Genomic DNA, 26228 nt, shown 5'->3' on the forward strand with positions numbered 1-26228 from the left:
GGTCGGTCTTATAATGGAACAGAAGATAATTCAACTGTTATCTATGCAGAAAATGGCGTTTTACGTTTGGAAGATGATGATGCTTTTTCAGTTGTTTACCATAAAAATGACAAAACAAAAGAAGAACTTAATCTTGGTCAAATACAATCCAATGATGAAGGTGGTCAAGACACTTCTGGCGTTATCGACCATTTTGTAGAATCGATATTGACGGGAAATCCACCTCTTATTACGGGCGAAGAAGGCAAAAAATCATTGCAAGTCATTTTAGGTGCCATAACATCAAATGAAACGAAACAAATTGTAAAGTTATAGGTGATGAAAATGGAAAAACTTAGAATCGGATTAATAGGAGTGGGCGGAATTGCTGTTTCAAGGCATATTCCCTCCTTTTTGACATTAAGCGATCATGCCGAGTTAACTGCAGTATGTGATGTGAATGGAGAGCGGGCAGAATCGGTGGCAACTGAATTCTCGATTCCTTTTCACACTTCACAATACACGGAAATATTTAATCATGTAGATGCAGTTACGATCTGCACGCCAAATAAATTTCATGCTGAAATTGCTATAGCGGCCTTGAATGCGGGCAAACATGTGTTATGCGAAAAGCCAATGGCGATGACAACAAAAGAATGTGAGTCGATGATTGAGGCATCTGAGGCTGCTGGAAAAGTGCTAATGATTGCTTATCATTATCGTCACATGAAAGAAGCGCGTGCAGCGAAAAGATTTATTAATGAAGGTGAAATTGGCCGTCCACTCGTTTCGCGTGCACAAGCCATTCGACGACGAAAAGTACCAGGTTGGGGCGTTTTCACTAACAAAGATCTACAAGGTGGTGGAAGTTTAATCGACTTTGGTTGTCACTTCCTAGATTTAGCACTGCATTTAATGGACTTTCCTGAAATTGCAGAAGTATCAGGTTCTACATACAACGAGTTAAGTAAACAACCAGAGGTAGTTAACCAATGGGGGGTATTTGAACCTTCCACTTTCGAAGTAGACGACCACGCAACAGCCTATATTAAATTTAAAGATGGTGCCACACTATTATTTGAAACATCATGGGCTGCAAATCTTGCGGATGACAAAGAATCAGTAAGTATATCAGGTACTATTGGTGGGCTTGATGTGTTTCCATTAGTACTGTATCAATCAAAGTACGGTATGTTATTAGATCAAAAAGCTTACTGGATATCAGATGACGATGATCCTGGAATTCCGCAAGCGATGAATTTTATTGAAAGTTGTAGAGGAACTCAGTTGCCACTTGTTAAGCCACAAGAAGCGCTAATTGTTTCCAAAGTCATCGAAGCTATTTATAAGAGTAGCGAAACCGGTAAAGCAATTTCGTTCACGTAAGGAGGAAATGGAAATGAAGTTAGGCGTATTTACAGTGTTATTTGCACAAAAATCATTTGAAGAAATGCTTGATTATGTAAAACAATCAGGCCTAGACGCAGTTGAGATTGGAACGGGTGGCTATCCTGGTACTGACCATTGTCCAATTGATGAACTGTTAGAGGATGAAGGGAAACGAAATCAATATTTGGATGCTGTAACCTCTCGCGGATTAACAATTAGTGCATTTAGCTGTCATGGAAACCCTGTTTCTCCAGATTCCACTTTAGCAAAAGATAGCGATGAAGCATTACGAAAAAGTATTAAACTAGCTCAACTTATGGGTGTCCCTGTTGTTAATACATTCTCTGGAACACCAGGTGCAGACGATGATGCTAAACATCCTAACTGGCCTGTTGCACCATGGCCAAATGAATATGGGGATATTTTAACGTGGCAATGGGAGAAAAAACTGATCCCATATTGGAAAGAAATTGCAGAAATCGCTAAACAGGCTAACGTTAAAATTGGTCTTGAATTGCATGGTGGTTTCTCAGTTCATACACCATATACCATGTTAAAACTTCGTGAAGCAACGAACGAATACATTGGTGCAAACCTTGATCCGAGTCACTTATGGTGGCAAGGAATTGATCCTGTTGGTGCCATCAAAATACTTGGTAAAGAAAATGCAATCCATCATTTCCATGCAAAAGATACGTTTATCGACCAAGACAATGTAAATATGTATGGTTTGACTGATATGCAACCTTACAGCAAAATTCGTTCGCGTGCATGGAATTTTCGTTCGGTAGGGTGTGGACATTCCGTGCAAGAATGGTCAGATATTATTAGTGCTCTTCGCACTTATGGCTATGACTACGTTGTCAGCATCGAACATGAAGACCCAATCATGAGCATTGAAGAAGGTTTCCAACGTGCAGTGTCTAATTTGAAATCAGTTGTGATTAAAGAACAACCAGCTGACATGTGGTGGTTATAACTCTACATTGATTATATTTTACAAGTGACATGGCTTTGTCACTCAGCTTTACGGGAAGCTTTGAAAAGCATCCTGGAATCAATCTTTACCTAATAAATCCATAAAAGGGAGATGTGACGTCGTCACATCTCCCTTTTACAATTACAAATAAATCCTGTGGCACGGATGCTTACGACGCTCTCCTACAAACTTAGGAAAAAGTATTTTTATCTTTTTGTTTACTAATGAATCATCACTCTTTTCAACAAACCAAGTAGCCGAAGATACAATTTCGGCCGACCATCTACTTAATGTAACTATCAATTCATTAGTAAATTAAACAATTATTACTATGCCTGTTAATGTTTCAAGGGAGCGAAGGCTCACACCCGCCGCATGATGATTTTAAAAAAGAGAGTTGGGCGAGTGACGAAGTCACAAGCCCAACTCTTTATTCTTTAAACCATGGTGCAGCAGATAGGCGTCAGAAGCGACCTGGAAACCTATTAGTATAGTGAAGAAATCAAGGTTTCATAGATTCATGTATACATATATTATTCATCTTCAGAAGAGCCAAACATATAAGTACGATGATGAAACTTCATACTAAAGACCAATCCAAGTGCAAGCATATTCCCCATTAACGAACTACCCCCATAACTAATGAAAGGAAGCGGGATACCCGTAATCGGTAACAGCTGAATGGTCATGCCGATGTTTTGGAATACATGGAATGTAATCATGGCAATAATACCAGCACATACATACGTACTAAACGGATCTTTTAATTGCAGAGTGATTTTTGTTAAATGGTAAATTAACAAGAAAAATAAACTCACGACAATGCTGGCTCCAATAAAGCCGTATTCTTCTCCAATAACAGTGAAAATAAAGTCGGTATGATTTTCAGGAACATATACTTCACGTCCTTGATAGCCCTTACCGGTAATTTCCCCTGAGCCTATGGCCGACATGGCATTAAGTAAATTATACCCTTCTCCAGAGGCATAAGATTCAGGATCTAACCATGAATAAATTCGACCAAATTGATAGGGTTTAAAGCCGAATTTATCCGATAAGAAATCCTGCATATAGACCGCCATCCAGAGCAGGGTACCCCCCAATACTGCAGTTCCTGCAAAGATAGGCAATATTAGTTTCCAAGTAACACCACCAACAATAATCATAGCTGCGGTGATAGCTAGAAAGACAAGAGATGTTCCTAAATCTGGTTGTTGCATAATAAAAAGTAAAGGAACTAATGCAGTAGCAATTATTTTTCCGAGAAGAATTAAATCTGTTTTAAACGTTTTTAACACGTGATTTTCATGATGTTTACTAATCATCCGTGCCATCGTTAAAATAAAGAATGTTTTCATGAACTCAGAAGGTTGAATGCTCCCAATACCAGGTAGATGAAACCAACTCTTTGCGCCCCCACGTTCTTCAGCGATTTGTCCTTCTCCCCCAGGTGCTAAAACGAGTGCGATTAAAACAAAAATGCCAATGCCATAAAGAATCCAGGCCATTTTTTTATATTGTTCTGGATCGAAAAACATAGTAAAGCCAATAATTGCTGCTCCGACAATGTACCAGAATGTTTGGCGAGGGATAAAGTTGATTGGATATTGTCCTGAAGTTTGTGCCGATGAAATCGCAAGCAAACTGACGATAAAAAGAAGTAATACAATAAAAGCAAGCGTCCAGTCAAAACGGTCCGCAAAACCTTTGTTATTTTCCATAGTTGTCACCTAAATTTCTATTTTGAAGTTATAACCTATTAATTATAGCGCAAATGGCTTATAAATGCTTGTAAAGTATGTACTGATATGAGGTGCTAAATGTTTCATTCTTCACAAAATGGGCTTATAATGAATGGAGGAATGGAGTGATGGTCATGGTGAAAAAGGAACGTGATATTGAAGATTTTCTTCACCATATTTATATACATATGAACGAAGCTGATCAGTTCGTGATGTTCAGTGGTTTAACGATGCAACAATTTGTTAGAAGTCTTGGGCCATTGCAAAATTTATTGTTACTCAAGCATAAATACGAAGACAGTTCTTTTAACATTCACACCCAGTTAGAATTTGTTCCTGATGAAGAAGTATTAGCATTTACAAAAGAATTTATGGATAATCCGACAGATTTAAGATGGATTGATTTTAAAGATGAACATAACCTTAATATGTTAACTTCTCAAGAACAAGCTGAATTATTATATATCGGACATAAAAAAGAGCCAATCCGTTCACCGTTTTATTATCAACTTCAAAATCGTTTTGTGTACCTGTCCAATGAAGAAGAAAGTATGACGAAAATTTATTTCCGTGAACTAAATGATTCACTCCGTTTAGTCGTAAATATATTAAATCAGGTGGTTCTTACTAAAGAAAGAGGCGCTTCTTTTTGGCGTCGAAAACAAAAAGTGGGCTATCCTGAACTCACAATGGAGCAGATTTTTTCGCATAAACCTTTATTAAAAGAAGGAGTGCTTCTTTCCTTATATAAAAGAGAAAAATCAAAAGTGTCGTATGATTTAGAACTCCGGTTATTACCAGAATCGGTATACCCAGATGAAATATGGGACGAATTAACTTCATTAATGAAACAAAGTCCGGATGAAACGATTCGATTTTAATGACAATCCCTTGCAAAGATGAGTGCAAGGGATTGTTTTTTTATAGTGTCAACAATGATAAGATTTTTGGATAGTATAAGAAAAAGATCTTATACCATAATTCGTGAAGGCGTGTTTTTCTATTATGTGTTTATGGGTAAATGAAGTTCATGATAAAATAAAAGGATCCAATACGTGGAGGTATACAAATGAAAAAAAGAATCGGTTTATTATATGGTGGAAAATCTGCAGAGCATGAAGTGTCATTATCAACGGCTCGTGCAGTAACTCAAGCATTAAATTTCAGTGAATATGATGTGTTTCCAATTTACATTACACAAGAAGGTGAATGGAGAAAAGGGCAACAGCTACTATCACCTATAGATACAATTGAACAATTACAATTTGAAAATACAACAAAACAAAGTCTACCAAATAACATTTCTAGTTTTTTGCCTTCTCAAGTGGATGAAAAGACTTTAGATGTCATTTTCCCGCTTCTACATGGACCTAACGGAGAAGATGGTACCGTTCAAGGATTACTTGAAGTTATGAACCTGCCATACATCGGCAATGGCGTATTAGCTTCTTCCGCTGGAATKGATAAAGTAATTATGAAACAGCTTTTCACTATCGCTGGATTAAAACAAGTACCATATGTGCATTTTATACGTAGAGAATGGCAGAACGACCAAAGCTTCTGGCTTGGAAAAATTGAAAAAGAACTTGCTTGGCCATTATTTGTAAAACCTGCAAACTTAGGTTCAAGTGTAGGCATTAGCAAAGCATCAAATCGTGAAGAATTAATAGAAGCAGTAGATTTAGCATTAAAATATGATCGTAAAATTGTGATCGAGCAAGGAATAAATGCACGTGAAATCGAAATGGGCGTTCTAGGTAACGATACTCCGAAATGTTCAGTGCCAGGCGAAATCAAGCCGTTAAAGGCTTTTTACGATTATCAAGCAAAATATAAAGATGGCAATACCGCTATGATTATCCCAGCAGAAGTTTCAACAGAAGTAGAAGCGACGTTACAAGACAATGCGATTAAAGCATTCAAAGTATTGGATTGTTCAGGTCTTGTGCGCGCAGACTTTTTTGTAACAGATGATAATGAAGTTTTAATTAACGAAGTAAATACGTTACCTGGATTTACTCCCTTCAGCATGTTCCCATTACTGTGGCAACATACAGGTGTAAACTATTCAGAGTTGATTGACCAGTTAATTGAACTTGCTATCGAACGCCATACGGAAAAACAACAATTACAATATACAATGGATTGAGTGTGAATATTTGTGGAAAAAGCTTTAACAATAATTGCTGACTGGCTAGACCTTAACGCGATCGATACACCTGATGTCTTGGTAAGGGGTGTGTCGATTAATACGAAAACCATTCAACCTGGGGAGTTATTTATCCCTTTTAAAGGCGAAAAAGTGAATGGGCATCAATATGTAGCACAAGCTTTTGAAAAAGGTGCTGCTGCCGCTCTTTGGCAAAAAGATGAACCAAATCCGCCGCAAGATGTTCCGTTGTTATTCGTTGAAGACAGTGAAAAAGCATTGCAACAAATGGCACGAGCTTATCGAAATGAACATCAAGCCACATTTATCGGAATTACTGGGTCGAACGGGAAGACTTCAACTAAAGATTTAGTAGCGGGCGTCCTGTCTCCTTATTTCCGTGTGCAAAAAACAGCGGGTAATTTCAACAATAACTTGGGGTTACCTATTACTATTTTGTCTTTAGACGAAGATACAGATTTTGCCGTCCTTGAAATGGGCATGAGTGGCTATGGGGAAATTGAATTTTTATCGACTTTAGCAAAACCACATTTCGTAGCTATTACGAATATTGGTGAAGCTCATATGCAAGACTTAGGTTCACGCGAAGGAATTGCCAAAGCGAAATTTGAAATTGTTGCCGGTTTACAGCCTAAAGGATGTTTATTTTACGATGGGGATGAACCGCTTTTACGACCATTTATTCAAAAAATGAATGATGAAAAATTAGTTCCTTCTATAAATACGATATCATTCGGTTCTGATCCTTCAAATGCCGTCTCTGTACAGTCAATTGAAGCGACGGAAAATGGTAGTGAATTTAATGTATCTGGTTTAATTAACGATCAATTTATGATACCTGTCTTAGGAAAGCATCAAGTGAAGAATGCTTTAGTGGCAATTTTGATTGCCCAAAAAGCAGGATTAACAAATGAACAAATTAAAGATTCTTTAAAAAACGTCACACTGACAGATATGCGCATGCAAGTCATACCTGCAAAAAATGGCTCTTTATTTATTAACGATGCATACAATGCTGCACCCACATCTATGAAAGCGGCCATCACTTTTATCCGTGAAACTACGATTAGGCCAGAAAAATGGTTAGTACTTGGCGATATGCTTGAACTAGGTGACGACGAACAAAAGTATCATGAAGAGTTGGCTGAATACATCACACCACAAGACTTTGCAGGTGTTTGTTTATATGGACCTAGAATGAAGTGGCTATATGACAAGTTACAATCATTATTTGCGGATGCACAAGTGGTGTGGTCAGAAAATGACTATGAGCCGATTCGCAACACATTAAAATCAAGTACTTCTTCAAATTCAATCATCTTAGTAAAAGGTTCTCGTGGTATGGCACTTGAAAACGTCATTGATTAATAAAAAAGGTAAGGATTTCGTATGATTTTAGACAATAAATAGAAACTAAAAATACCGAATGAAGAGTGATTTTTAGTAATGGAATCTCCTTCAGCGAATTATGTCAATGCCGAAATGGATACACGCCTACAGAGGGTTTGTATTCTTTTGGGCTTTTATTTGCCACATCGGTTGATCATTTGCGAACACAACGCGACGCAATGATTTGGGTGGCTTATCCGAAAAAATCTTCTAAACTTTTCAAAGATCTTAACCGCGATAAAGGTTGGGAGAACTTCAATCTAAAGGAATTGTCGGAATCGCTTCAATTGCTCTGGATGTTGATTGGTCAGCTATTCGATTTAGACCTCAAAGCGATGTGAAGAGGAAAACGTCTGTAAATTGTCAAGTTGCACTTGTTGAAGCAGTTTATAAATTACGGGCAGGATTCCGTCAACCATACGGTAAATGATGGAGGTGTAAGAACGTGAAAACTGGAATATTATGTATTCATGGATTCACTGGTGGTCCGTATGAAATGCAACCATTTGTGCAATATATAGAAGAAAAGACAGATTGGTTGGTCAAAGTCCCGACTTTACCTGGACACGGGCCCACACTTTCACTGAATGAATTTACGGCGGAAAATTGGATGATGGAAGCAGAGCAATCATTACGCTTATTACAAAAACAAGTGAATCGAGTTGTCGTTGTAGGTTTTTCGATGGGTGGTTTAATTGCTTTGTACTTGTCAATGCGTTATAAGATCGACCGTTTAGTTCTTCTTAGTGCATCTGCGAAATTCATTAGCGTGGGACAACTGTTAGAAGATATTAAAGATATTACGGTTGACGCGGTACAGAGAAAACTTGCGACCAATACGATCTATCATTTATACGAATACAAATTGACTCATACGCCAATTCGAGCCGCGGTTGAGTTTTTACGTATCGTGAAAATGGTTGAGCCATACTACGAATCAATAAACGTTCCCGTATGTATCGTACAAGGTCAAAAAGATGGCATTGTACCTTTTGCATCTGCCGAGTATTTGTACGGACGTCTGGGGTCTGTTGAAAAAAAGTTAATTACGTCTGAATGTGGTAAGCATCTCATTTGTTATAGCGAAGACTGCGATGATTGGTTCGAGAAAGTTCTTCATTTTTTGGTAAGAAATGAGAAAACTAATTATTACGACTGTGGCTAATTAATTGCATATCGTCTTTAAACATGTTAAGGTATTTAGAGCAATGGATACATTTTGTGTAAAGACTCTTCGCAAGATGAAGAGGTCTTTTTTTTGAACATAACGGTTTGTTCAATTTTTTAGGGTAGGATGTTTAGTTTCAAACATCAAAACTGTGAACTTTCATAATAGCCACGTTCTAAAGGACGAAGAGCTACTAACAAGTCACAAGAGACCGCGTTTTACAAAACGCTTTGAAACATGCTCCCCACTGATCGAACCGCTCGGCAAAAAACCGGGCTTTCCTTTAAATATAAGTCCCCTCTGATAACTCTACAGAGAATTTTAAGTAACGGAAACGTTCCTCGTATAGGCTCGAATTTGCCGCAACTTCATCTGAAAGTGTAACCATTTGTCAATTGTAAACAAAAAGGAGATTAAATTTTGACAAATTTTTCAGAATTAAATATTAGCGCATCAACATTAAAATCCGTAAAACGTATGGGTTTTGAAGAAGCAACACCGATTCAAGAAGGTACAATCAAATTTGGTTTGGAAGGCCGCGATATTATCGGTCAAGCACAAACAGGTACTGGTAAAACAGCCGCGTTTGGTATTCCATTAATCGAAAAAATTGACCCAAAAATCACTACTATTCAAGGTCTAATTATCGCACCAACTCGTGAATTAGCGATTCAAGTTTCAGAAGAAATTTACAGAATCGGTCAAGACAAACGTGTGAAAATTTTATCTGTATATGGTGGACAAGAAATCGGACGTCAAATCCGTGCATTAAAAAACAATCCACATATTATCGTTGGTACACCTGGTCGTATTTTAGATCATATAAACCGTCGTACATTAAAACTTGATAACGTTCAAACGCTTATTTTAGATGAAGCGGATGAAATGTTAAACATGGGCTTCATTGAAGATATCAATACAATTATGGAAAGCTGCCCGGCAGAACGTCAAACGTTGTTATTCTCAGCAACTATGCCTAAACCGATCCAAAAAATTGCAGAGAAATTCATGAAAAACCCAGAAATCGTTAAAATTCAATCAAAAGAAATGACAGTAGAAAACATCGAGCAATTCTACGTTAAGTCACATGAACGTGAAAAATTCGATATTCTATCACGCGTTATCAATGTTCACCAACCGGAACTTGCGATTATTTTTGGTCGTACAAAACGCCGCGTTGATGAATTGGCACATGCACTAAGCATTCGTGGTTATATCGCTGAAGGTATTCACGGTGATTTAAGCCAATCGAAACGTATGTCTGTTTTAAAACAATTTAAAGAAAACAAAATTGACATCCTAGTTGCTACTGATGTAGCTGCTCGTGGTCTTGATATTACAGGCGTTACTCACGTTTATAACTATGACATTCCACAAGATCCAGAAAGCTATGTTCACCGTATTGGTCGTACAGGCCGTGCTGGTAAAAGTGGTGTGGCAGTAACTTTTGTTACTCCACGTGAAATGGGTTACCTACGTATCGTTGAAGAAACAACGAAAAAACGTATGTCTCCACTTCGTCCTCCAAGCTCTGATGAAGCTTTAATTGGTCAACAACGTTTAGCTGTTGAGTCACTTGGAGAAATGGTAGACAAAAATAATATCGGTGATTACCGTGCATTCGCAACGGAATTACTTGAGAAATACGAAGCAATCGATGTTATTGCAGCTGCATTAAAATCAATGACTCGTGAGCCAAGTGATACTCCAGTATCAATCTCAGAAGAACGCCCATTACCATCTCGTAAAGAGGGTGGCGGACGCAGTGGTGGTGGCTATAAAGGCAACAACCGTAGCAGTGGAGGACGTTCTTCATCAGGTTCGGGTCGTAGTTCTGATCGTAGCGGAGCTCGTCGTACAAGCACTGGTAGCCGTGATGGAAGTTCTTCTTCATCCGCTTCACGTGAAGGTTCTGCAAGCCGCGGTGGACGTCCACGTTCATCAGCACGTCGMGAAAGCTAATAAACAATTATCGAAAATCACAGTCCAAATTGGGCTGTGATTTTTTTGTCATGGAGAATAATGATATGAACAGCCTTTATGTTCCAGTTGGAAAAATATCCATATAAAATGAAACATCTTTACTGTAAAATCGTATGTATAAAGAGAAGGTAGGTGTTCAGATGAGGAATGAGCCAATGAATCAAATATCACCTAAAGGATTGAAAGTTTGGCGGTTATATGGAGTAATTCATTCAACCGTTATATTATTAATTTCGATAGGTGCTGGAGTATTAAATTGGTGGCTAGAAGGTCCGCTTTGGGTACTATTTATTTGTATTTTGGTCCCACTACTATATACATATATATTTGTTTATCTATTTCCAAAATTAAGATGGTTAAGGTGGCGATATGAAGTTCGGGAACAGGAAATCGAACTTCAACATGGGTTGTTTATCGTCAGAAGAGTCCTCGTGCCGATGGTTCGTGTCCAGCATGTTGACACACAACAAGGTCCAATTTTACGGAAATACGATTTAGCTTCCATTACAATTTCAACTGCTGCAACAAACCACACGATACCTGCTCTTATCACGAATGAAGCCGATGAGCTAAGAAGGCGTATATCGACACTTGCAAGGGTGGCGGAAGATGATGTCTAAAAATCGTTATAAACTTCATCCGATTTCTGCGGTTGTTAATTTCATGAAAGGATTAAAAGATCTTATCTTTCCTTTTGTTGTTATTTTTGTAGTAAATGGATTTCAAGAAAGTTCGCCTTCTGATGGGCATTGGACTAGTTATATTCCTTATATCATAGGGGTATTGGTATTAGTATTCATATTATTAAGCGGTATCATCAAATGGAAACGGTTTGTTTATTGGTTTGAAGACGATGAATTGCGGATTGAGTATGGACTATTTGTAAAGAGGAAGAGATACATTCCTTTTGAACGTATCCAAAGTTTAAATTACACAGAAAGCATACTCCATCGTCCATTTAAACTTGTGAAAGTTACGATTGAGACAGCAGGTTCAGGTTCTACCACAGAAGCCGAGGCAGAACTGACAGCCATAACAAAAGAAGCTGCGAAACAAATTGAAACGGAGCTAGCATTTGCAAAAAAACGTAAATTGAGCAAAACGCCAGTTGGAGTGGAAGAAACAACAGACAGTAGCCAATTGGATGAAGAGCCAATAAGTAATAGTGTCACCATATTTAAAATGAATATGAAGGATATCCTTATCCTCGCAGCTACTTCTGGAGGGATTGGAGTTGTGTTTTCAGGTCTTGCTGTATTTATGACGCAATTCTCCGATATTATTCCGTATGGCTTAATTTATGATGAAGTAATTGTCTTTCTAAAGTTTGGATTCTTTATTATTGCTATTAGTATTTTTGCATTCCTAGTATTCTCTTGGATTATTTCTGTGATTCTTACTACACTTAATTATTATCAGTTTACAATTACTCAAGAAGATGACCAGATTGTACTGACTCGCGGGTTATTGGAGAAGAAAAAAGTCACTATACCGATTGGTCGTGTTCAAGGTGTTCGTATTATTGAGAATCCTTTACGTCAACTATTTGGATATTGTACTGTAATCGTCGAAAGTGCTGGAGGGTCTATAGATGCGCAAGATAAAAAAATTCGCTTGTTTCCTCTTGTAAAGAAGAGCAAAATCAAGCAACCACTAAATCAGTTGTTTAGTGATTTCGACTTTGAACCTGAATGGACGACGTCTCCAAAACGGGCTAAACCATTTTATTATCGACTCGACTTTATTTGGACAATACCCGTTATAGTCGGAATTAGTTATTTTTACTATCCATATGGCTTATTGTCGCTGCTTCTGCTACCGATATTTTTGTTACTTGGTCTATGGCAACACCGATCAGCAGGACTTTCACTCACTCGAAATCAATTGTCATTAAGGTACAGAAGTATAAGTAAATACACATTCTTTATCGAAAAAAAGCGGATGCAATCTCTTGAAATGAGACAAAGTCCTTTTCAAAAAAGAAAAGCTCTTGCCTCTATTGAAACCACGATTAAATCGGGGATGCAAGGAGCTACAGCACGAGTAGAACACTTACAAATAGAAGATATTGATGAAGTCTTGACTTGGTACGAACCATCTGGTCATGCAGTCATAGAAAAAGGACAGCCGCAATAAAGGCTGTCCTATCTTTTTCTTTTTTTCCAACCGATTATGCGTTTAGGGTGAAAGTAACTTAAGCCGATTAAGAAACCAACAGCCAAACCAGTTAAATGAGCAGTTGCATTGATGTTTGGTGTTAAGAACGTCATTATGATACTGATAACGATAATCGGTAAAATGATTTGTCTAAGTTGGGGTAAAGTATTTCTTGCATAATAAACAAGTGCACCAAATGCTCCAAGTATTCCATAGATAGCACCACTAGCACCAACATGTACATACGAAGCATCCTGTAAAAGAAAAGTGGCGACAGTGCCAAATAATCCAGCCATAAAATAAATGTTCAAGAACCGCAATTTGCCCGCAAGTTTTTCAAGTTCAGGTCCAAACAAATACAATGAAAACATATTAAAGAGCAAATGTAAAAAACCAGAATGTAAAAACATAGGAGTAATAAAGCGCCACCATTGTCCATCGGAGATTAAGAAATTAGCCCCCGCACCATAGTTAAATATTAAATCACCCAGAACTGGAACCATAGATAATACATGGATTATGACATTGAGTGCAATAATGGTAGAAACAACTGGGTAGAACTTAATGTATTGTTGAAAATTTTCTGTACGACTAAACATGTATTCACCTCGAATTTGTATGAGTATATTATACCGCTAAATAGCAATGAGTTGAAAGGGGAAGGGTTTCATGATTAAAGGAATTGGTTTAGATGTGACAGAGATTGAACGAATTACCGTAGCACACGATCGCTCTTCTAAATTTAAAGAACGCATTTTAACTACTCAGGAAATAAAGCGGTTTGAAAAATTATCTGAGATGCGACAACTAGAATTCTTGGCTGGCCGTTTTGCTGCGAAAGAAGCATTTGCAAAAGCGCTTGGGACAGGGATTGGCAAGAGTTGTAGCTTTCACGATATAGAAGTGTTGCCAAATGAAGTTGGAAAACCAATGTTGTTTTTTAAAGGAATAGAAGTGAAAGGTCATATAAGTATCACGCATACAAAACAATTCGCCGCAGCACAAGTAATATTGGTTGAATAATCCCTGTCCCTCTTTCATAAGATGTTTTAACGGATCGATATGAGAAAGGGTGAATTTATTGCGTAACCGTTTATTTGCAGGATTAGTAATACTGTTAGTGGTTTTCTTGTCGGCTTGTGGTGCTGAGTCAAAAGAAGATGTATTAAAGAAGTTGAGTAGTAAGTGGGTTGAAACAAAAGGTTATGAGTTAGACGCGAAGATGGAGATCAGTACTGGGTCAGAACCACGTCTTTATGAAGTGAATGTGTGGCATACTAAACCTGAGTTTTATCGTGTGAAAGTTAGTCAAACTGGTGAAGATGTATCACAAACTATTGTGAGAAATAAAGAAGGTGTATTTGTTATCACCCCAACACTAGGGAAAACGTATAAATTCCAGAGTGATTGGCCGGAAAAAAATAGCCAAGCCTACTTAATTGGTTCTCTTGCAAAAGATATTAAAGCTGATAAAGAATCCGTTATGACTGAAAACAAGAATTCGTATATCTTTGAAACGAAAACAAGAAACAGTCATCAAAAAATGTTACCAACACAACAAATTTATATCAGTAAGAAAACGTTACTACCAACAAAAGTTTCAATCCTAAATGATCAAAAAGAACAACAAATTCTTATCACATTTGATAAGATTACCTTAGGCACTTCTAGAAGTGCTGCTGATTACAAAGCGGATATGCCAACGGAAAAAACGACTGAAAACGAAACAGCTAGTACCGATGTTGAGTTACCAGTATTTCAAACACACTATCCTGCTCTACAGTGGGAAGGCGTAGATATGCTTGAAGAAAAAGTAATAAAAGATGATAAGCAAGAACGTGTCATTTTAACTTATGGTGGAGAGAAAGAGTTCACGATTATCCAATCACCAATCACGAAGAAATCTGTGGATTTAGTTCCTGTCTTTGCACCTGGTGACCCAGCCGATTTAGGTTTTGCGATTGGTGCAATCACAGATCAATCTATCTCTTGGGAACAAGAAGGCATTCAATTCTTCTTAGCCTCAGATACAATGTCACGTGAAGAAATGATGACTGTTGCTTCTTCAATGACAGCGTCAGATTTAAAATAAACCTACCACACTAACTATCGAACCCTAAATGAGGAATGAAGATGCAGCCTACTAATTTTTATCGACCAACCTTTGCAAAAATTGATTTGAATGAGATAAAAATGAACATACTTAATTTGAAGAAACATATGAATGAATCCATTCAAGTAATTGCTGTAGTGAAAGCAAATGGATACGGACATGGTGATTTTGAAGTGTCGAAAGCTGCATTACAAGTTGGAGCAAGTATGCTTGCCGTTGCCACGCCAGATGAAGCGATTCGATTGCGAGTACTTGGCATCGAATCGCCCATTCTCGTGTTGGGTGCATCTCCTCCTACTTTTGCTGTCATAGCAAGTGAACATGATATTACAGTTACTGTGTTTCAACAAGATTGGTTTCTTCACATTCCGACCTTACCCAAAAAGCTGAATGTTCATATTAAAATCGATACCGGCATGGGAAGGTTAGGCGTTACAACGGAATCAGAATTAAGATGTCTTATTCAAACCATTCATCAGCGATCTGATGTACTGATTGATGGTGTTTTCACGCACTTTGCAACTGCGGATGAAGAGAATACTGAACAATTCACAAGCCAATTGACTAAGTTTAAAACTGTTTTAAAACACTTTCCAGAAAGACCGAGGTGCATTCATACTGCAAATAGTGCAGCTGCACTCATGCAAAAAGATTCTTTATTTGATGCAGTGCGCTTCGGAATTTCAATGTATGGATTATCACCATCTGCCCATGTTAGTAACGAACTGCCTTTTCCACTTGGCCAAGCCATGACTTTGCACACAGAAGTTGTCTTCGTGAAAAAAGTAACAGCAGGCACAACGATTAGTTACGGAGCTACCTACACGGCAGAAAACGACGAGTGGATTGCTACTCTACCAATAGGTTATGCAGATGGAATGCTACGGAAACTGAGTGGTCAAGCAGTATTAATTCAAGGCAAGAGGATGCCAATCATTGGTCGAATCTGTATGGATCAATGTATGGTTCGTTTAAATGGACAGGTTCCTATTGGCGAGCCTGTCGTGTTAATTGGAAGACAAGGATCTGAACAAATTACCATTGAAGAATGGGCGCAAAAAATACAAACAATTTCCTACGAAATTCCTTGTGTACTAACTAATCGAGTACCAAGGATATACACATCATAGTATTCGACAAATACCGACTATTCTAAAAATATTGTCAGATATTTTCCTTCTTTGTCTTCTCATTGTATGTATAGAATGGTAAGATAGAAATGTATTGAAAAGAGGGACGGGTTTGTCGGAGGTGTTGACTGTGAATGAAAAGAGAGAATCAAAGGAAGTTATTGTGAAACTTCCAAGACAATTTGTGAGCGATCTTGATAGACAGAAAGTGCAACAACTTGCTGGACCAGAAGAGTTTGTTTATTTTTCGACAAAAAAACTTATTAAACAGGTTCAACCAAATCTTATACGAGAAGCGATGATTAAAGGCTACGTAGAAATGTCGCATATTAACTTGTCCATTGCAAGCGAGTGTTTACATTTAGAATATGAAGCGGAGCATACTGTGGAGCGTCTCGTAAGCGGAGGATGAAATCTTGAACGTAAAACGTGGTGACGTTTTTTTTGCTGACTTATCGCCAGTAGTCGGGTCTGAACAAGGTGGTACTAGACCCGTTCTGGTGATTCAAAACGATATCGGAAATCGTTTCAGCCCAACAGTCATCATTGCGGCAATCACTGCGCAAATTCAAAAAGCAAAATTACCAACGCATGTAGAAATCGATGCTAAAAAGTATGGATTTGAACGGGATTCCGTTATTTTGCTTGAACAATTGCGTACGATTGATAAATCGCGGCTGACAGATAAAATAACTCAGCTAGATGATGTTCTGATGGAAGAAGTAGATGAGGYGCTTGAAATAAGTCTTGGCCTTGTGAAATTTTAGTCATACATAATAAAAACCACCGTGCGGGATTTTCCGTACGGTGGTTTTTTGTTAGGAATTAAAATACGTGTGTAGTTGGGAGATTTCAGATACAATGATAGATAAAATATAATTAGTTTAGGAGGCCTCACCATCGAATATGAATAAGTATATGGCTACATTCATTCAAGATAATCTCGAAGAAATACTAAATAAATGGCAAGAAATGATGAAAGAAGATTCTGAGGAACGATTTTTTCAAGTGATGTCTCAAGAGGTCATTGATAAAACAAGTCGTGAATTTGCGGAATTGATGATTTCTAATTTATTTGAAGGTGAAAATAATTATGAAAATCGCTTAATAGAATTTACTAATAAAGTGGTTCGTTTTGGCTGGTCAATTAGTTTTGTTATGAAAGCGATCAATCACTTCGCTCACATTGTTTATGAAATGTTAGAAAAAAACGAAACAATTACAGATGCAAACATGAAAGAATATGTCATGGTCTTCACTAATTGGACTACACCAATGCGCGATGGAATTCTTGAAACGTACGCAAAAACATGGGAACGAACAGTACAATTGCAAAAAATCGCACTACAAGAACTATCAGCATCGTTAATTCCTGTTTTTGATAAAATTTCGGTTATGCCACTTGTTGGAACAATTGACACTGAACGTGCAAAATTAATTATGGAAAACCTATTGGACGGTGTAGTAAAACACAGAGCCGAAGTGGTCCTATTAGATATTACAGGTGTACCGGTTGTTGACACTATGGTGGCACATCACATCATCCAAGCAGCAGATGCAGTTCGATTAGTTGGAGCGAAGTGTATGCTTGTCGGAATTCGTCCGGAAATTGCACAAACAATTGTTACTTTAGGTATTAACTTAAAAGATTTCACAACAACAAGTACATTACAACGTGGAGTTGAACAAGCTTTAGCTTGGACAAACCGCAAAATCGTGGAGGTGGAAGTAGATTGAACTTACGTATTCCGATTTTGAAATTAAAAGATTGCCTTATTGTTTCTATTCAATGGGAGCTAGATGATCAAACTGCTCTTCAATTCCAAGAAGATTTACTCACTAAAATGCATGAAACTAGTGCACGTGGTGTTGTAATTGATTTAACGCCAATCGATTTTATTGACTCATTTATTGCTAAAGTTCTCGGTGACGTAATAAGTATGTCGGGTTTAATGGGTGCAAAAGTAGTTATTACGGGAATTCAACCTGCAGTAGCTATTACACTAATTGAATTAGGTATTCGTTTAGAAGACGTTATGACAGCTTTAGACTTAGAAAATGGTCTTGAAAAACTCCAACGAGAATTGGAGGCATAATTATGGGTTATCGCTCTTCTGTAGAAATTTTAACTGAGTGGGACATTGTTGCGGCAAGGCAACTTGGTCGTAATGAAGCAAAAGAAGTTGGCTTTGGCACGGTTGACCAAGCACGTATTACAACAGCAATTAGTGAACTTGCTCGTAATATTTACCTATATGCAGGAAAAGGTAAAATCGAAATTGAACGTATATCAGAAGGCGGATCATATGGCATTATTATTATCGCATCAGATGAAGGACCAGGAATATCCGATGTTAGAAAAGTAATGGAGGATGGATTCTCAACTTCTGGTGGTTTAGGTGCTGGTATGCCTGGGGTAAAACGTTTAATGGATGATTTTAAAATTGATACAGTTTTAGGCGAAGGAACTGTTATTAAAGCAACTAAGTGGATTCGATAGGAGGTCAGATTAAATGCCTCAAGAAATTGGACGGCAATATAAAGAAATACTCAGACAATATGTAATGCGACAAACGGAGCAAAACTTATATGCAGGGCAGAACTTTAGTCGTCAATTGATACAAAAAAACATAGCCCCAGAAGATGTAATTAGCATACATAAGGCAGCCTTGGAAGAAATGTTTCCTGAGTTGCCAATGAATGTATGGAATTCATTTGATTTGTTAATTGAAATGATGATTCGGTATGGACTTGCTCATGCAGAACATCAAAGTCTGATTCAACAACAAGAAGAAATGAAGGTTGAAATGGATTTAGCGGCAAATGTTCAACGTACTTTATTGAAAACAACTGTCCCTGAATTGAGTGGTCTTGAAATTGGATTAGTATCTGTACCTGCAAGGAAAATGAATGGCGATTATATTTACTTCCTCAGTGATAATCTTGTTAATGCGGGGGTTGCAGTTGCGGATGTTATCGGAAAAGGGATTCCAGCTGCACTTTGCATGTCCATGATTAAATACGGGATGGATAGTCTGCAAGATGCTACTTCAGATCCGGAAAAAGTATTAGATATCATCAATCGCATTGTCGAAAAAAGTGTCGACGACGATATGTTCATATCCATGTTTTATGGACGCTATAATGTTGAAAAATCTATCTTTACATATGCATCAGCAGGTCATGAACCTGCTCTTTTTTTTAATGCAAAAAAAGACGAATTCTCTGAGTTGCATGCAAAAGGATTATTGTTAGGTGTTGTTCCGAACGTTATTTATAAACAACATGAAGTGAAAATGGAGATTGGTGACTTTGTCGTAATGATGACAGATGGAGTAACCGAATGTAGAACCGATGAAGGCTTCATAGAACAAGAATTTATTGCTTCACTAATTCATTCGTTACGTCATGAAAATGCCCAAACGATTGTGGATTCAGTATTTAAAGAATTAGAGAAGATGCAAAATTTTGAGCTTCGTGATGACTTTACACTAGTGATTTTTAAAAAAACTAGTTAAAAGGTTTTAAATTGATGAAATTGTGGTAATCACAGAGTATGAAGAAGATACAGTAGATGACGGGGTGTTTATAGATGAATGTACAAGTTGTGTTTAAGGAACAAGAAAATATGGTAAAAGGTTTTATTAGTGGAGAAATTGATGCTTTTACTGCACCTGTTTTACGCGAAAAATTGGCGACAGTGCAGGGGAAAGAAGGCCTTCAAGCTGAATTAGATATGTCGGATGTATCATATATGGATAGTACTGGCCTTGGAGTTATCGTTGCTTTTTTCAAAAACATTAATGCAAATAACGGTCATGTTAAACTTACAGGATTATCTCCTCGCCTAAAAAGATTATTTGATATTACAGGTCTTGGAGAAATCATGGACATTGAGACAGATGATAAAGGTGGAAACTAATCATGAGACCATTTGATTACGTAGAAATTCGAGTTCCGGCAAAACCTCAATATGTAGGCGTTGCTCGCTTGACTATTTCGGGTTTAGCAAGTCGAATCGGATTTACTTATGATGATATAGAAGACTTAAAAATTGCTTCTTCAGAAGCGATTACAAATGCAGTGCAACACGCATACTCTGAAGTCGACGAAGGCGAAGTAGTAATTGGTTGTGCACTTTACCCAGACAAAATTGAAATCATGGTAGCTGACCATGGAAAGAGTTTTAACTTTGAAGAAACGAAAGCTAAAGTAGGCCCTTACAATGAAAACCAAGAAGTACAGTTTTTACGCGAAGGTGGACTCGGATTATACTTAATCGAGACATTAATGGATGAGGTGAAAGTCCACCACCAAGAAGGTGTAACGGTATTTATGACAAAATATGTCGGAGAAGAGCAGGTGGAAGAGAATGTCGAAACTATCTCCTCCTAATCATCAAACCAAGGAACAGATTTTAGAATGGATCAAAGTATATCAAGAAACTGAAGATGAAGAGGCACAAACTAATTTAGTGCTTAATTATCAACGTTTAGTTGAATCAATATCACGTAAATACTCAAACGGGAAATCGTATCACGAAGACATCGTTCAAGTTGGTATGTTAGGTCTACTTGGTGCAATACGTCGCTACGATCCCGAATTTGGCAGGACGTTTGAAGCCTTCGCAGTTCCGACGATTATTGGCGAAATCAAACGCTTTTTGCGTGATAAAACATGGGCTGTACATGTCCCTCGTCGTATTAAAGAATTAGGACCACGTATTAAATCAGCTGTCGAGACTTTAACAACAGAACTTCAACGTTCTCCTAAAGTTATTGAAATTGCTGAATACTTGGAAGTTCAAGAAGACGATGTTTTAGAAGCAATGGAAATGGGACGAAACTACCAAGCTTTATCAATGGACCATTCCCTTGAATCAGATTCTGACGGCAGTAGTATCACGTTATTTGACGTTATTGGTCAACAAGACGATGGTTTCGAGAAAACTGATCAACGAATGTTAGTAGCAAATGCATTAAGTGTTCTATCTGAACGTGAGAAACAAGTCATTCAATTTACATACATTGATCAATTAAGCCAAAAAGAAGCAGGCGATAAACTTGAGATTTCTCAAATGCATGTTTCTCGTCTACAACGTAAAGCTATTAAAAAGCTCCAAGATGCCATACAAGCGGCTGGTGGAATATCCTAATGGATTCTATTCGACACCCTTTTTTAGAAGTATTCGTCTATCAAGAGGCCAAAGAAGGAAATAATGAATCAGGAGATACGTACTTTACGTATATGAATGGAGATTACTTTTTGTGTGCAATTGCTGACGGTCTAGGTAATGGCCCAATCGCAAGGCGGTCATCTGAAATCATGCCCATGATTTTAGCTAAGTACCACCATGAAACAATTGATGAATTGCTATTGAGATGTAATGAACTAATGTTTCAAAAACGTGGTGCTGCAGTGGCGATAGTTAAAGTGGATTTTAATGCCAAAACAATCCAATATAGTTGCGTAGGAAATATTAAATTTTATATGACGCGTACAGATGACGAAAAAATGATTTATCCACTACCAGTTATGGGTTATTTATCAGGAAGACCTCAAAAGATAAAGACACAGACTTATGGTTATAAACCAGGTGATTTATTTTTATTCCACTCTGACGGTGTCGTGCTAGGAAACCCGAAACAAACGATGCAAAATTGCTCAGGAGCATACGATTTACATCAAACATTGATTCATACCATTGAACATGGTGATGATGCTACATTTATCGCAGGAAGCCTGCTCCAATAAAAAGGAGTAGGTTTTTTGTGTTTTTTAGAAAGAATGTCTGAAGATTGCATCAGAAATGGTGGCAAGTTTCACCGTTGTATGTGCAAGTTGTGATTTTCTAGCACTGATTAATCAGGAGGAGTTTTTGGAAATCAGTATAAGAAAAACATCAACGTGCACCGTTGTGGGTGCAAGTTGTGATTTTCTAATGATAAAATAGAAATGTGTATAGAAAGGATGAGTCGAATGGATACAAAACAATTGATGCAAAGAATTGCAAAAGAAACAAATGTGCGACCCGCGCAAGCACAACAAGTTATAGATTTACTTGAAGAAGGAAATACAGTCCCTTTCATTGCGCGCTATCGTAAAGAAGCAACTGGCTCATTAGATGAAGTGCAAATAAAAGCAGTGGAAGATCGTTATCGCTACATACAGCAGATTGAACAGCGCAAAGAAGAAGTTCTCCGTTTAATTGATGAGCAAGGAAAGCTGACTGAAGAATTATCCACTGCCATTCAAGCAGCCACTGTTCTTCAACGTCTTGAAGATCTATATAGACCATACAAGTTAAAACGCAGAACAAAAGCAACAATAGCAAAAGAAAAAGGACTAGAGCCTCTAGCAACCTTATTAGTTAGTTTTTCGGATACACAACTCGATGAATTAGCTCAAGATTTTATTAATGAAGAAAATGTAGTTTCTACTATAGAAGAAGCGTTGCAAGGTGCTCGCGATATTTTGGCAGAACAATTTGCAGATGATGCAAAGATTCGTGAAAAGATTAGAAACTTAACAAGAGCTGAAGGCTCAATTCTATCAACTGTAAAAAAACAAAGTAATGACGAGAAAAGTGTATTTGAAATGTATTATGACTATACGGAACCGGTTAAGAAAATTGTACCTCACCGGGTTCTTGCGCTAAATCGTGGAGAAAAAGAGGATATTTTGAAAGTTAGTTTACATGCGCCGATTGAACGGATTTTAAGTATTATGCGTGATGAGTGGATTCCGACACACAGTTCGTCACCAAGCATTTCACAAGTAACAGAAGCAATCGAAGACTCGTATAAGCGACTAATTGCCCCTTCTGTTGAGCGTGAAATTCGTACAGAACTTACAGAGAAAGGCGAAACACAAGCCATTCATATTTTCTCTGAAAATTTGCGTAACCTATTACTACAACAACCTTTAAAAGGAAAAGTCGTATTAGGTCTTGATCCGGCATATCGAACAGGTTGTAAATTAGCAGTTGTAGACGATACTGGAAAGCTCCAAGAAGTATCAGTTATCTATCCGCATCCGCCTAAAGCTGACGTTCAAGGGTCGAAGAAAACGATTTTAGACGTATTAAAGCGATATCCTATTTCAATTATTGCAATTGGGAATGGGACGGCATCTCGTGAATCAGAACAATTTATTGCGGAATGCCTGAAAGAAGCAGATCGCGAAATTGCTTACGTTATTGTAAATGAAGCGGGAGCGAGCGTGTATTCAGCTTCGGATACGGCTCGAGCGGAATTCCCACATCTTCAAGTTGAGCAACGCAGTGCAGTTTCAATTGCTCGAAGACTTCAAGATCCACTTTCGGAGTTAGTAAAAATAGAACCAAAAGCTGTAGGAGTCGGTCAATATCAACACGACGTTTCTCAAAAGAAACTTAATGATTCTTTAACATTTATAGTAGAAACAGCTGTTAACCAAGTAGGCGTGAACATCAACACAGCATCGGCATCCTTGCTGCAATATGTTTCCGGCTTATCAAAGACAGTTGCTGAGAATGTTATTATTATGAGAGATGAAAACGGCAAATTCACTTCACGTGCTCAACTAAAGAAAATTCCAAGATTAGGCGCCAAGACGTATGAGCAAGCTATCGGGTTTTTACGAATTCCGGAAGCGAAAAATCCTTTTGATGCTACTGGTATTCACCCAGAAAGTTATCAAAGTGCAGAAGAAGTATTGAAAACTGCTGGCTTAACAAAAGCACAAATCGGAACGAAAGAAGCAGAACTCGCTTTAAATGAGTTGAATTTGAAAGAGTTAAACGAACGATTAAACGTTGGGGAAATCACTTTAAAAGACATTGTAGATACTTTGAAAAAACCAACTCGCGATCCGCGCGATCAGTTCCCACAACCATTGCTTAAGACAGATGTTCTTCAACTGGAGGACTTGGCAAGTGGCATGGAGCTACAAGGAACAGTTCGTAACGTCGTCGATTTTGGTGCATTTGTAGACATAGGCGTCAAACAAGATGGTCTCGTACACATTTCTAAACTTAAAAAAGGATTCGTTAAACACCCATTGGATGTCGTTGCATTAGGAGACATCGTAACAGTTTGGGTTGAACAAGTTGAAAAGACTAAAGGGCGAATTGCATTAACGATGCTGGCGCCAGCAAAACAAAATTAATATAAAACCTGCCTATTAAAAATTGATAGGCGGGTTTTAAACTATTAAAGGGTGGATAGTATGACAAACGAAGAACTTCAACATCTCGTAAAGAGAATCTCAGACACCATCTTTAATAAGCCTTTTATGCATGAAGCATATTTCAACAGTCGTCTCAAAACAACAGGAGGTCGATATATGCTCCAAACACATCACATTCAAATCAACCCCAAATCTTTAGAAACTTATGGAACTGAAGAACTCGAAGGTATAATTCGACACGAATTGTGCCATTATCATTTACATATAGAAGGAAAAGGGTACAAACATCGTGATAAAGATTTTAAAGATTTATTAAAGATGACTAAATCTCCAAGATTTTGTGCATACTTAGGGTCTGCCAAAAGAAGAAACAAGGTTAGTCAACATATCTATGGTTGTGTTTCATGTGGTCTTCTATATAGACGGAAAATTCGTTTAAATACTCTCAAATACCGTTGCGGTAAGTGTTCAGGACAGTTGGAAAAAGTTCAATAATATTTCTTTTAAAAAATTGGTCAAAAGTGGTTGACGAGGAATAACTATCTCACTATAATAGGAAAAGTCGAATAGTTACATAACGCTATTCCGAAGTAGCTCAGTGGTAGAGCAATCGACTGTTAATCGATTGGTCGTAGGTTCGAGTCCTACCTTCGGAGCCATGGCCCCTTGGTCAAGCGGTTAAGACACCGCCCTTTCACGGCGGTAACACGGGTTCGAATCCCGTAGGGGTCACCAACTTTTTAAAAACTATGTTATACTTACAATAACAAAATCGCGACAGTGAAGTAGAACTTGCTTCCATTAAAGAAATCGCGAGGGTGACACAGAAATCCAACTTCCTATAAAGAAGTCGCGAGGGTGGAGCAAATCGCCAAACAAAGATGGCGATTAACATCGAAGCAGGCGAAGCCGATGCAGATGTCCACAATGACATAAGCGTTGTATCATAGTGTTTATAATATAATATTGACGCGGGGTGGAGCAGCACGGTAGCTCGTTGGGCTCATAACCCAAAGGTCGCAGGTTCAAATCCTRCCCCCGCAACCAAACGGTTCCGTGGTGTAGCGGTTAACATGCCTGCCTGTCACGCAGGAGATCGCGGGTTCGATTCCCGTCGGGACCGCCATTTTTTTTGGGGTATAGCCAAGCGGTAAGGCAACGGATTTTGATTCCGTCACGCCCTGGTTCGAATCCAGGTTCCCCAGCCATTTTTTCTTAAGTTTGCGAGCCATTAGCTCAGTTGGTAGAGCATCTGACTTTTAATCAGAGGGTCGTAGGTTCGAATCCTACATGGCTCATCATTTTAATACTTGACTTCTTGATTTAACGTGTTATACTAATAAATGTCGTTAAAACATCAAGCGGTCGTGGCGGAATGGCAGACGCGCTAGGTTGAGGGCCTAGTGGGRGAAATCCCGTGGAAGTTCGACTCTTCTCGGCCGCACCAAGCATCTAGCGCCCGTAGCTCAATTGGATAGAGCGTCTGACTACGGATCAGAAGGTTGTGGGTTCGACTCCTGCCGGGCGCGCCAAAATACCTTAATTTCCATATATTAATAACGCGGGTGTAGTTTAGTGGTAAAACCTCAGCCTTCCAAGCTGATGATGAGAGTTCGATTCTCTTCACCCGCTCCATAATATTTACCTAATGAACCTTGAAAACTGAACAGCAAAACGTCAACTAATAAAGCGGAAGACACTTCGGTGTTGGAAGCTAAAACGTTTTCTTCCGCCGACACCTGTCGGTATCGAAAACAAACTTGAACTTAACCGTTCATTATAAACGTCAAATTTTTGACGCCAGCAACAAAGTCGAGCTAATCGACTCACCATTATGGAGAGTTTGATCCTGGCTCAGGA

The 26228-nt window shown here is 38.1% G+C and carries 27 protein-coding genes, 9 tRNA genes and 1 pseudogene; 35 read left to right on the top strand and 2 right to left on the bottom strand.

What is annotated here, in order from left to right; translation table 11 throughout:
* From AC1DOS_RS07125 to AC1DOS_RS07135, 3 genes and pseudogenes are all read left to right on the top strand, one after another.
* A pseudogene (locus AC1DOS_RS07125) lies at positions 1-315 on the top strand (Gfo/Idh/MocA family protein); the annotation flags it as partial.
* A 9-nt stretch (positions 316-324) separates the two neighbouring features.
* On the top strand, positions 325-1365 hold the full coding sequence (locus AC1DOS_RS07130) for a Gfo/Idh/MocA family protein (RefSeq protein WP_477536942.1): 1041 nt from the start codon (positions 325-327) through the stop codon (positions 1363-1365).
* A gap of 13 nt (positions 1366-1378) precedes the next feature.
* Complete coding sequence (locus tag AC1DOS_RS07135; protein WP_477536943.1) at positions 1379-2347, top strand: sugar phosphate isomerase/epimerase family protein; 969 nt, start codon at positions 1379-1381, stop codon at positions 2345-2347.
* 533 nt (positions 2348-2880) lie between these two features.
* Here AC1DOS_RS07135 and AC1DOS_RS07140 read toward each other — a convergent pair.
* The gene (locus AC1DOS_RS07140; RefSeq protein WP_108585488.1) at positions 2881-4068 is read right to left on the bottom strand and encodes an FtsW/RodA/SpoVE family cell cycle protein; all 1188 of its coding nucleotides are present in this window, start codon (positions 4066-4068) and stop codon (positions 2881-2883) included.
* Positions 4069-4217: 149 nt separating this feature from the next.
* On the opposite strand from AC1DOS_RS07140, the gene AC1DOS_RS07145 reads away from it, so the two are divergent.
* From AC1DOS_RS07145 to AC1DOS_RS07180, 8 genes are all read left to right on the top strand, one after another.
* On the top strand, positions 4218-4970 hold the full coding sequence (locus tag AC1DOS_RS07145; RefSeq protein WP_477536944.1) for a hypothetical protein: 753 nt from the start codon (positions 4218-4220) through the stop codon (positions 4968-4970).
* A 188-nt stretch (positions 4971-5158) separates the two neighbouring features.
* Positions 5159-6238: a D-alanine--D-alanine ligase gene (locus AC1DOS_RS07150; RefSeq protein WP_477536945.1), complete on the top strand. Its 1080-nt coding sequence runs from the start codon at positions 5159-5161 to the stop codon at positions 6236-6238.
* Between the two features lie 12 nt (positions 6239-6250).
* A complete protein-coding gene (locus tag AC1DOS_RS07155; protein WP_477536946.1) occupies positions 6251-7627 on the top strand; it encodes a UDP-N-acetylmuramoyl-tripeptide--D-alanyl-D-alanine ligase in 1377 nt (458 codons plus the stop codon).
* 265 nt (positions 7628-7892) lie between these two features.
* Positions 7893-8078 (top strand): hypothetical protein, encoded by a 186-nt coding sequence (locus AC1DOS_RS07160; protein WP_477536947.1) that lies wholly within the window; start codon positions 7893-7895, stop codon positions 8076-8078.
* Between the two features lie 15 nt (positions 8079-8093).
* A complete protein-coding gene (locus AC1DOS_RS07165) occupies positions 8094-8813 on the top strand; it encodes an alpha/beta hydrolase (RefSeq protein WP_477536948.1) in 720 nt (239 codons plus the stop codon).
* Positions 8814-9236: 423 nt separating this feature from the next.
* Positions 9237-10778, top strand: coding sequence for a degradosome RNA helicase CshA (gene cshA / locus AC1DOS_RS07170; protein ID WP_108585482.1), 1542 nt, complete (start codon positions 9237-9239; stop codon positions 10776-10778).
* A 161-nt stretch (positions 10779-10939) separates the two neighbouring features.
* The gene (locus AC1DOS_RS07175) at positions 10940-11419 is read left to right on the top strand and encodes a PH domain-containing protein (protein ID WP_108585481.1); all 480 of its coding nucleotides are present in this window, start codon (positions 10940-10942) and stop codon (positions 11417-11419) included.
* Entirely contained in the window at positions 11412-12935 is a 1524-nt protein-coding gene (locus AC1DOS_RS07180) for a PH domain-containing protein (RefSeq protein WP_108585686.1), read from the top strand. The genes AC1DOS_RS07175 and AC1DOS_RS07180 overlap by 8 nt, the downstream gene beginning before the upstream one ends.
* A gap of 8 nt (positions 12936-12943) precedes the next feature.
* Here the strand turns inward: AC1DOS_RS07180 and AC1DOS_RS07185 are convergent, their stop codons facing one another.
* Positions 12944-13555, bottom strand: a complete 612-nt coding sequence (locus AC1DOS_RS07185; protein ID WP_108585480.1) for a rhomboid family intramembrane serine protease — start codon at positions 13553-13555, stop codon at positions 12944-12946.
* A gap of 70 nt (positions 13556-13625) precedes the next feature.
* On the opposite strand from AC1DOS_RS07185, the gene acpS reads away from it, so the two are divergent.
* The 24 genes from acpS (at position 13626) to AC1DOS_RS07305 (ending at position 26003) form a co-directional block, all read left to right on the top strand.
* Positions 13626-13979 carry a holo-ACP synthase gene (acpS, locus tag AC1DOS_RS07190; RefSeq protein WP_477536949.1) on the top strand — a complete coding sequence of 118 codons (354 nt, stop codon included), beginning with the start codon at positions 13626-13628 and terminating at the stop codon, positions 13977-13979.
* A 58-nt stretch (positions 13980-14037) separates the two neighbouring features.
* Positions 14038-15048: a LolA family protein gene (locus AC1DOS_RS07195; protein ID WP_477536950.1), complete on the top strand. Its 1011-nt coding sequence runs from the start codon at positions 14038-14040 to the stop codon at positions 15046-15048.
* Positions 15049-15089: 41 nt separating this feature from the next.
* Positions 15090-16199: an alanine racemase gene (alr, locus tag AC1DOS_RS07200; RefSeq protein ID WP_477536951.1), complete on the top strand. Its 1110-nt coding sequence runs from the start codon at positions 15090-15092 to the stop codon at positions 16197-16199.
* 112 nt (positions 16200-16311) lie between these two features.
* Positions 16312-16611, top strand: a complete 300-nt coding sequence (locus tag AC1DOS_RS07205; RefSeq protein WP_108585476.1) for a transcriptional regulator — start codon at positions 16312-16314, stop codon at positions 16609-16611.
* Positions 16612-16615: 4 nt separating this feature from the next.
* The gene (locus tag AC1DOS_RS07210) at positions 16616-16966 is read left to right on the top strand and encodes a type II toxin-antitoxin system PemK/MazF family toxin (protein ID WP_477536952.1); all 351 of its coding nucleotides are present in this window, start codon (positions 16616-16618) and stop codon (positions 16964-16966) included.
* A 139-nt stretch (positions 16967-17105) separates the two neighbouring features.
* Complete coding sequence (locus tag AC1DOS_RS07215; protein WP_108585474.1) at positions 17106-17936, top strand: RsbT co-antagonist protein RsbRA; 831 nt, start codon at positions 17106-17108, stop codon at positions 17934-17936.
* A complete protein-coding gene (locus AC1DOS_RS07220; RefSeq protein WP_108585473.1) occupies positions 17933-18295 on the top strand; it encodes an STAS domain-containing protein in 363 nt (120 codons plus the stop codon). The genes AC1DOS_RS07215 and AC1DOS_RS07220 overlap by 4 nt, the downstream gene beginning before the upstream one ends.
* A 2-nt stretch (positions 18296-18297) precedes the next feature.
* A complete protein-coding gene (locus AC1DOS_RS07225; protein WP_477536953.1) occupies positions 18298-18699 on the top strand; it encodes an anti-sigma regulatory factor in 402 nt (133 codons plus the stop codon).
* Between the two features lie 13 nt (positions 18700-18712).
* Positions 18713-19717, top strand: coding sequence for a SpoIIE family protein phosphatase (locus tag AC1DOS_RS07230; protein WP_477536954.1), 1005 nt, complete (start codon positions 18713-18715; stop codon positions 19715-19717).
* A gap of 74 nt (positions 19718-19791) precedes the next feature.
* Positions 19792-20121 carry an anti-sigma factor antagonist gene (locus AC1DOS_RS07235; RefSeq protein WP_108585470.1) on the top strand — a complete coding sequence of 110 codons (330 nt, stop codon included), beginning with the start codon at positions 19792-19794 and terminating at the stop codon, positions 20119-20121.
* A 2-nt stretch (positions 20122-20123) separates the two neighbouring features.
* Entirely contained in the window at positions 20124-20594 is a 471-nt protein-coding gene (rsbW, locus tag AC1DOS_RS07240; RefSeq protein WP_108585469.1) for an anti-sigma B factor RsbW, read from the top strand.
* Positions 20572-21354 (top strand): RNA polymerase sigma factor SigB, encoded by a 783-nt coding sequence (sigB, locus tag AC1DOS_RS07245; RefSeq protein ID WP_477536955.1) that lies wholly within the window; start codon positions 20572-20574, stop codon positions 21352-21354. The genes rsbW and sigB overlap by 23 nt, the downstream gene beginning before the upstream one ends.
* Positions 21354-21953, top strand: a complete 600-nt coding sequence (locus AC1DOS_RS07250; RefSeq protein ID WP_477536956.1) for a PP2C family serine/threonine-protein phosphatase — start codon at positions 21354-21356, stop codon at positions 21951-21953. Before sigB ends, AC1DOS_RS07250 begins: the two co-directional genes overlap by 1 nt.
* Positions 21954-22178: 225 nt before the next feature.
* Entirely contained in the window at positions 22179-24347 is a 2169-nt protein-coding gene (locus AC1DOS_RS07255) for a Tex family protein (protein WP_477536957.1), read from the top strand.
* A 60-nt stretch (positions 24348-24407) separates the two neighbouring features.
* Positions 24408-24863 (top strand): SprT family protein, encoded by a 456-nt coding sequence (locus AC1DOS_RS07260; protein WP_108585465.1) that lies wholly within the window; start codon positions 24408-24410, stop codon positions 24861-24863.
* Positions 24864-24952: 89 nt separating this feature from the next.
* Positions 24953-25027, top strand: a tRNA-Asn gene (locus AC1DOS_RS07265).
* Between the two features lies 1 nt (position 25028).
* Positions 25029-25103: transfer RNA gene (locus AC1DOS_RS07270), tRNA-Glu, on the top strand.
* Positions 25104-25338: 235 nt separating this feature from the next.
* Positions 25339-25415 (top strand) — tRNA-Met (locus tag AC1DOS_RS07275).
* A 3-nt stretch (positions 25416-25418) separates the two neighbouring features.
* A tRNA-Asp gene (locus AC1DOS_RS07280) sits at positions 25419-25494 on the top strand.
* Between the two features lie 7 nt (positions 25495-25501).
* Positions 25502-25576, top strand: a tRNA-Gln gene (locus tag AC1DOS_RS07285).
* Positions 25577-25593: 17 nt separating this feature from the next.
* Positions 25594-25666 (top strand) — tRNA-Lys (locus AC1DOS_RS07290).
* A gap of 63 nt (positions 25667-25729) precedes the next feature.
* Positions 25730-25815: transfer RNA gene (locus AC1DOS_RS07295), tRNA-Leu, on the top strand.
* A gap of 8 nt (positions 25816-25823) precedes the next feature.
* Positions 25824-25900 (top strand) — tRNA-Arg (locus AC1DOS_RS07300).
* A 29-nt stretch (positions 25901-25929) separates the two neighbouring features.
* Positions 25930-26003 (top strand) — tRNA-Gly (locus AC1DOS_RS07305).
* Positions 26004-26228: the final 225 nt, after the last annotated feature.

The sequence above is a fragment of the Paenisporosarcina sp. P5_A11 genome, from assembly GCF_056400705.1.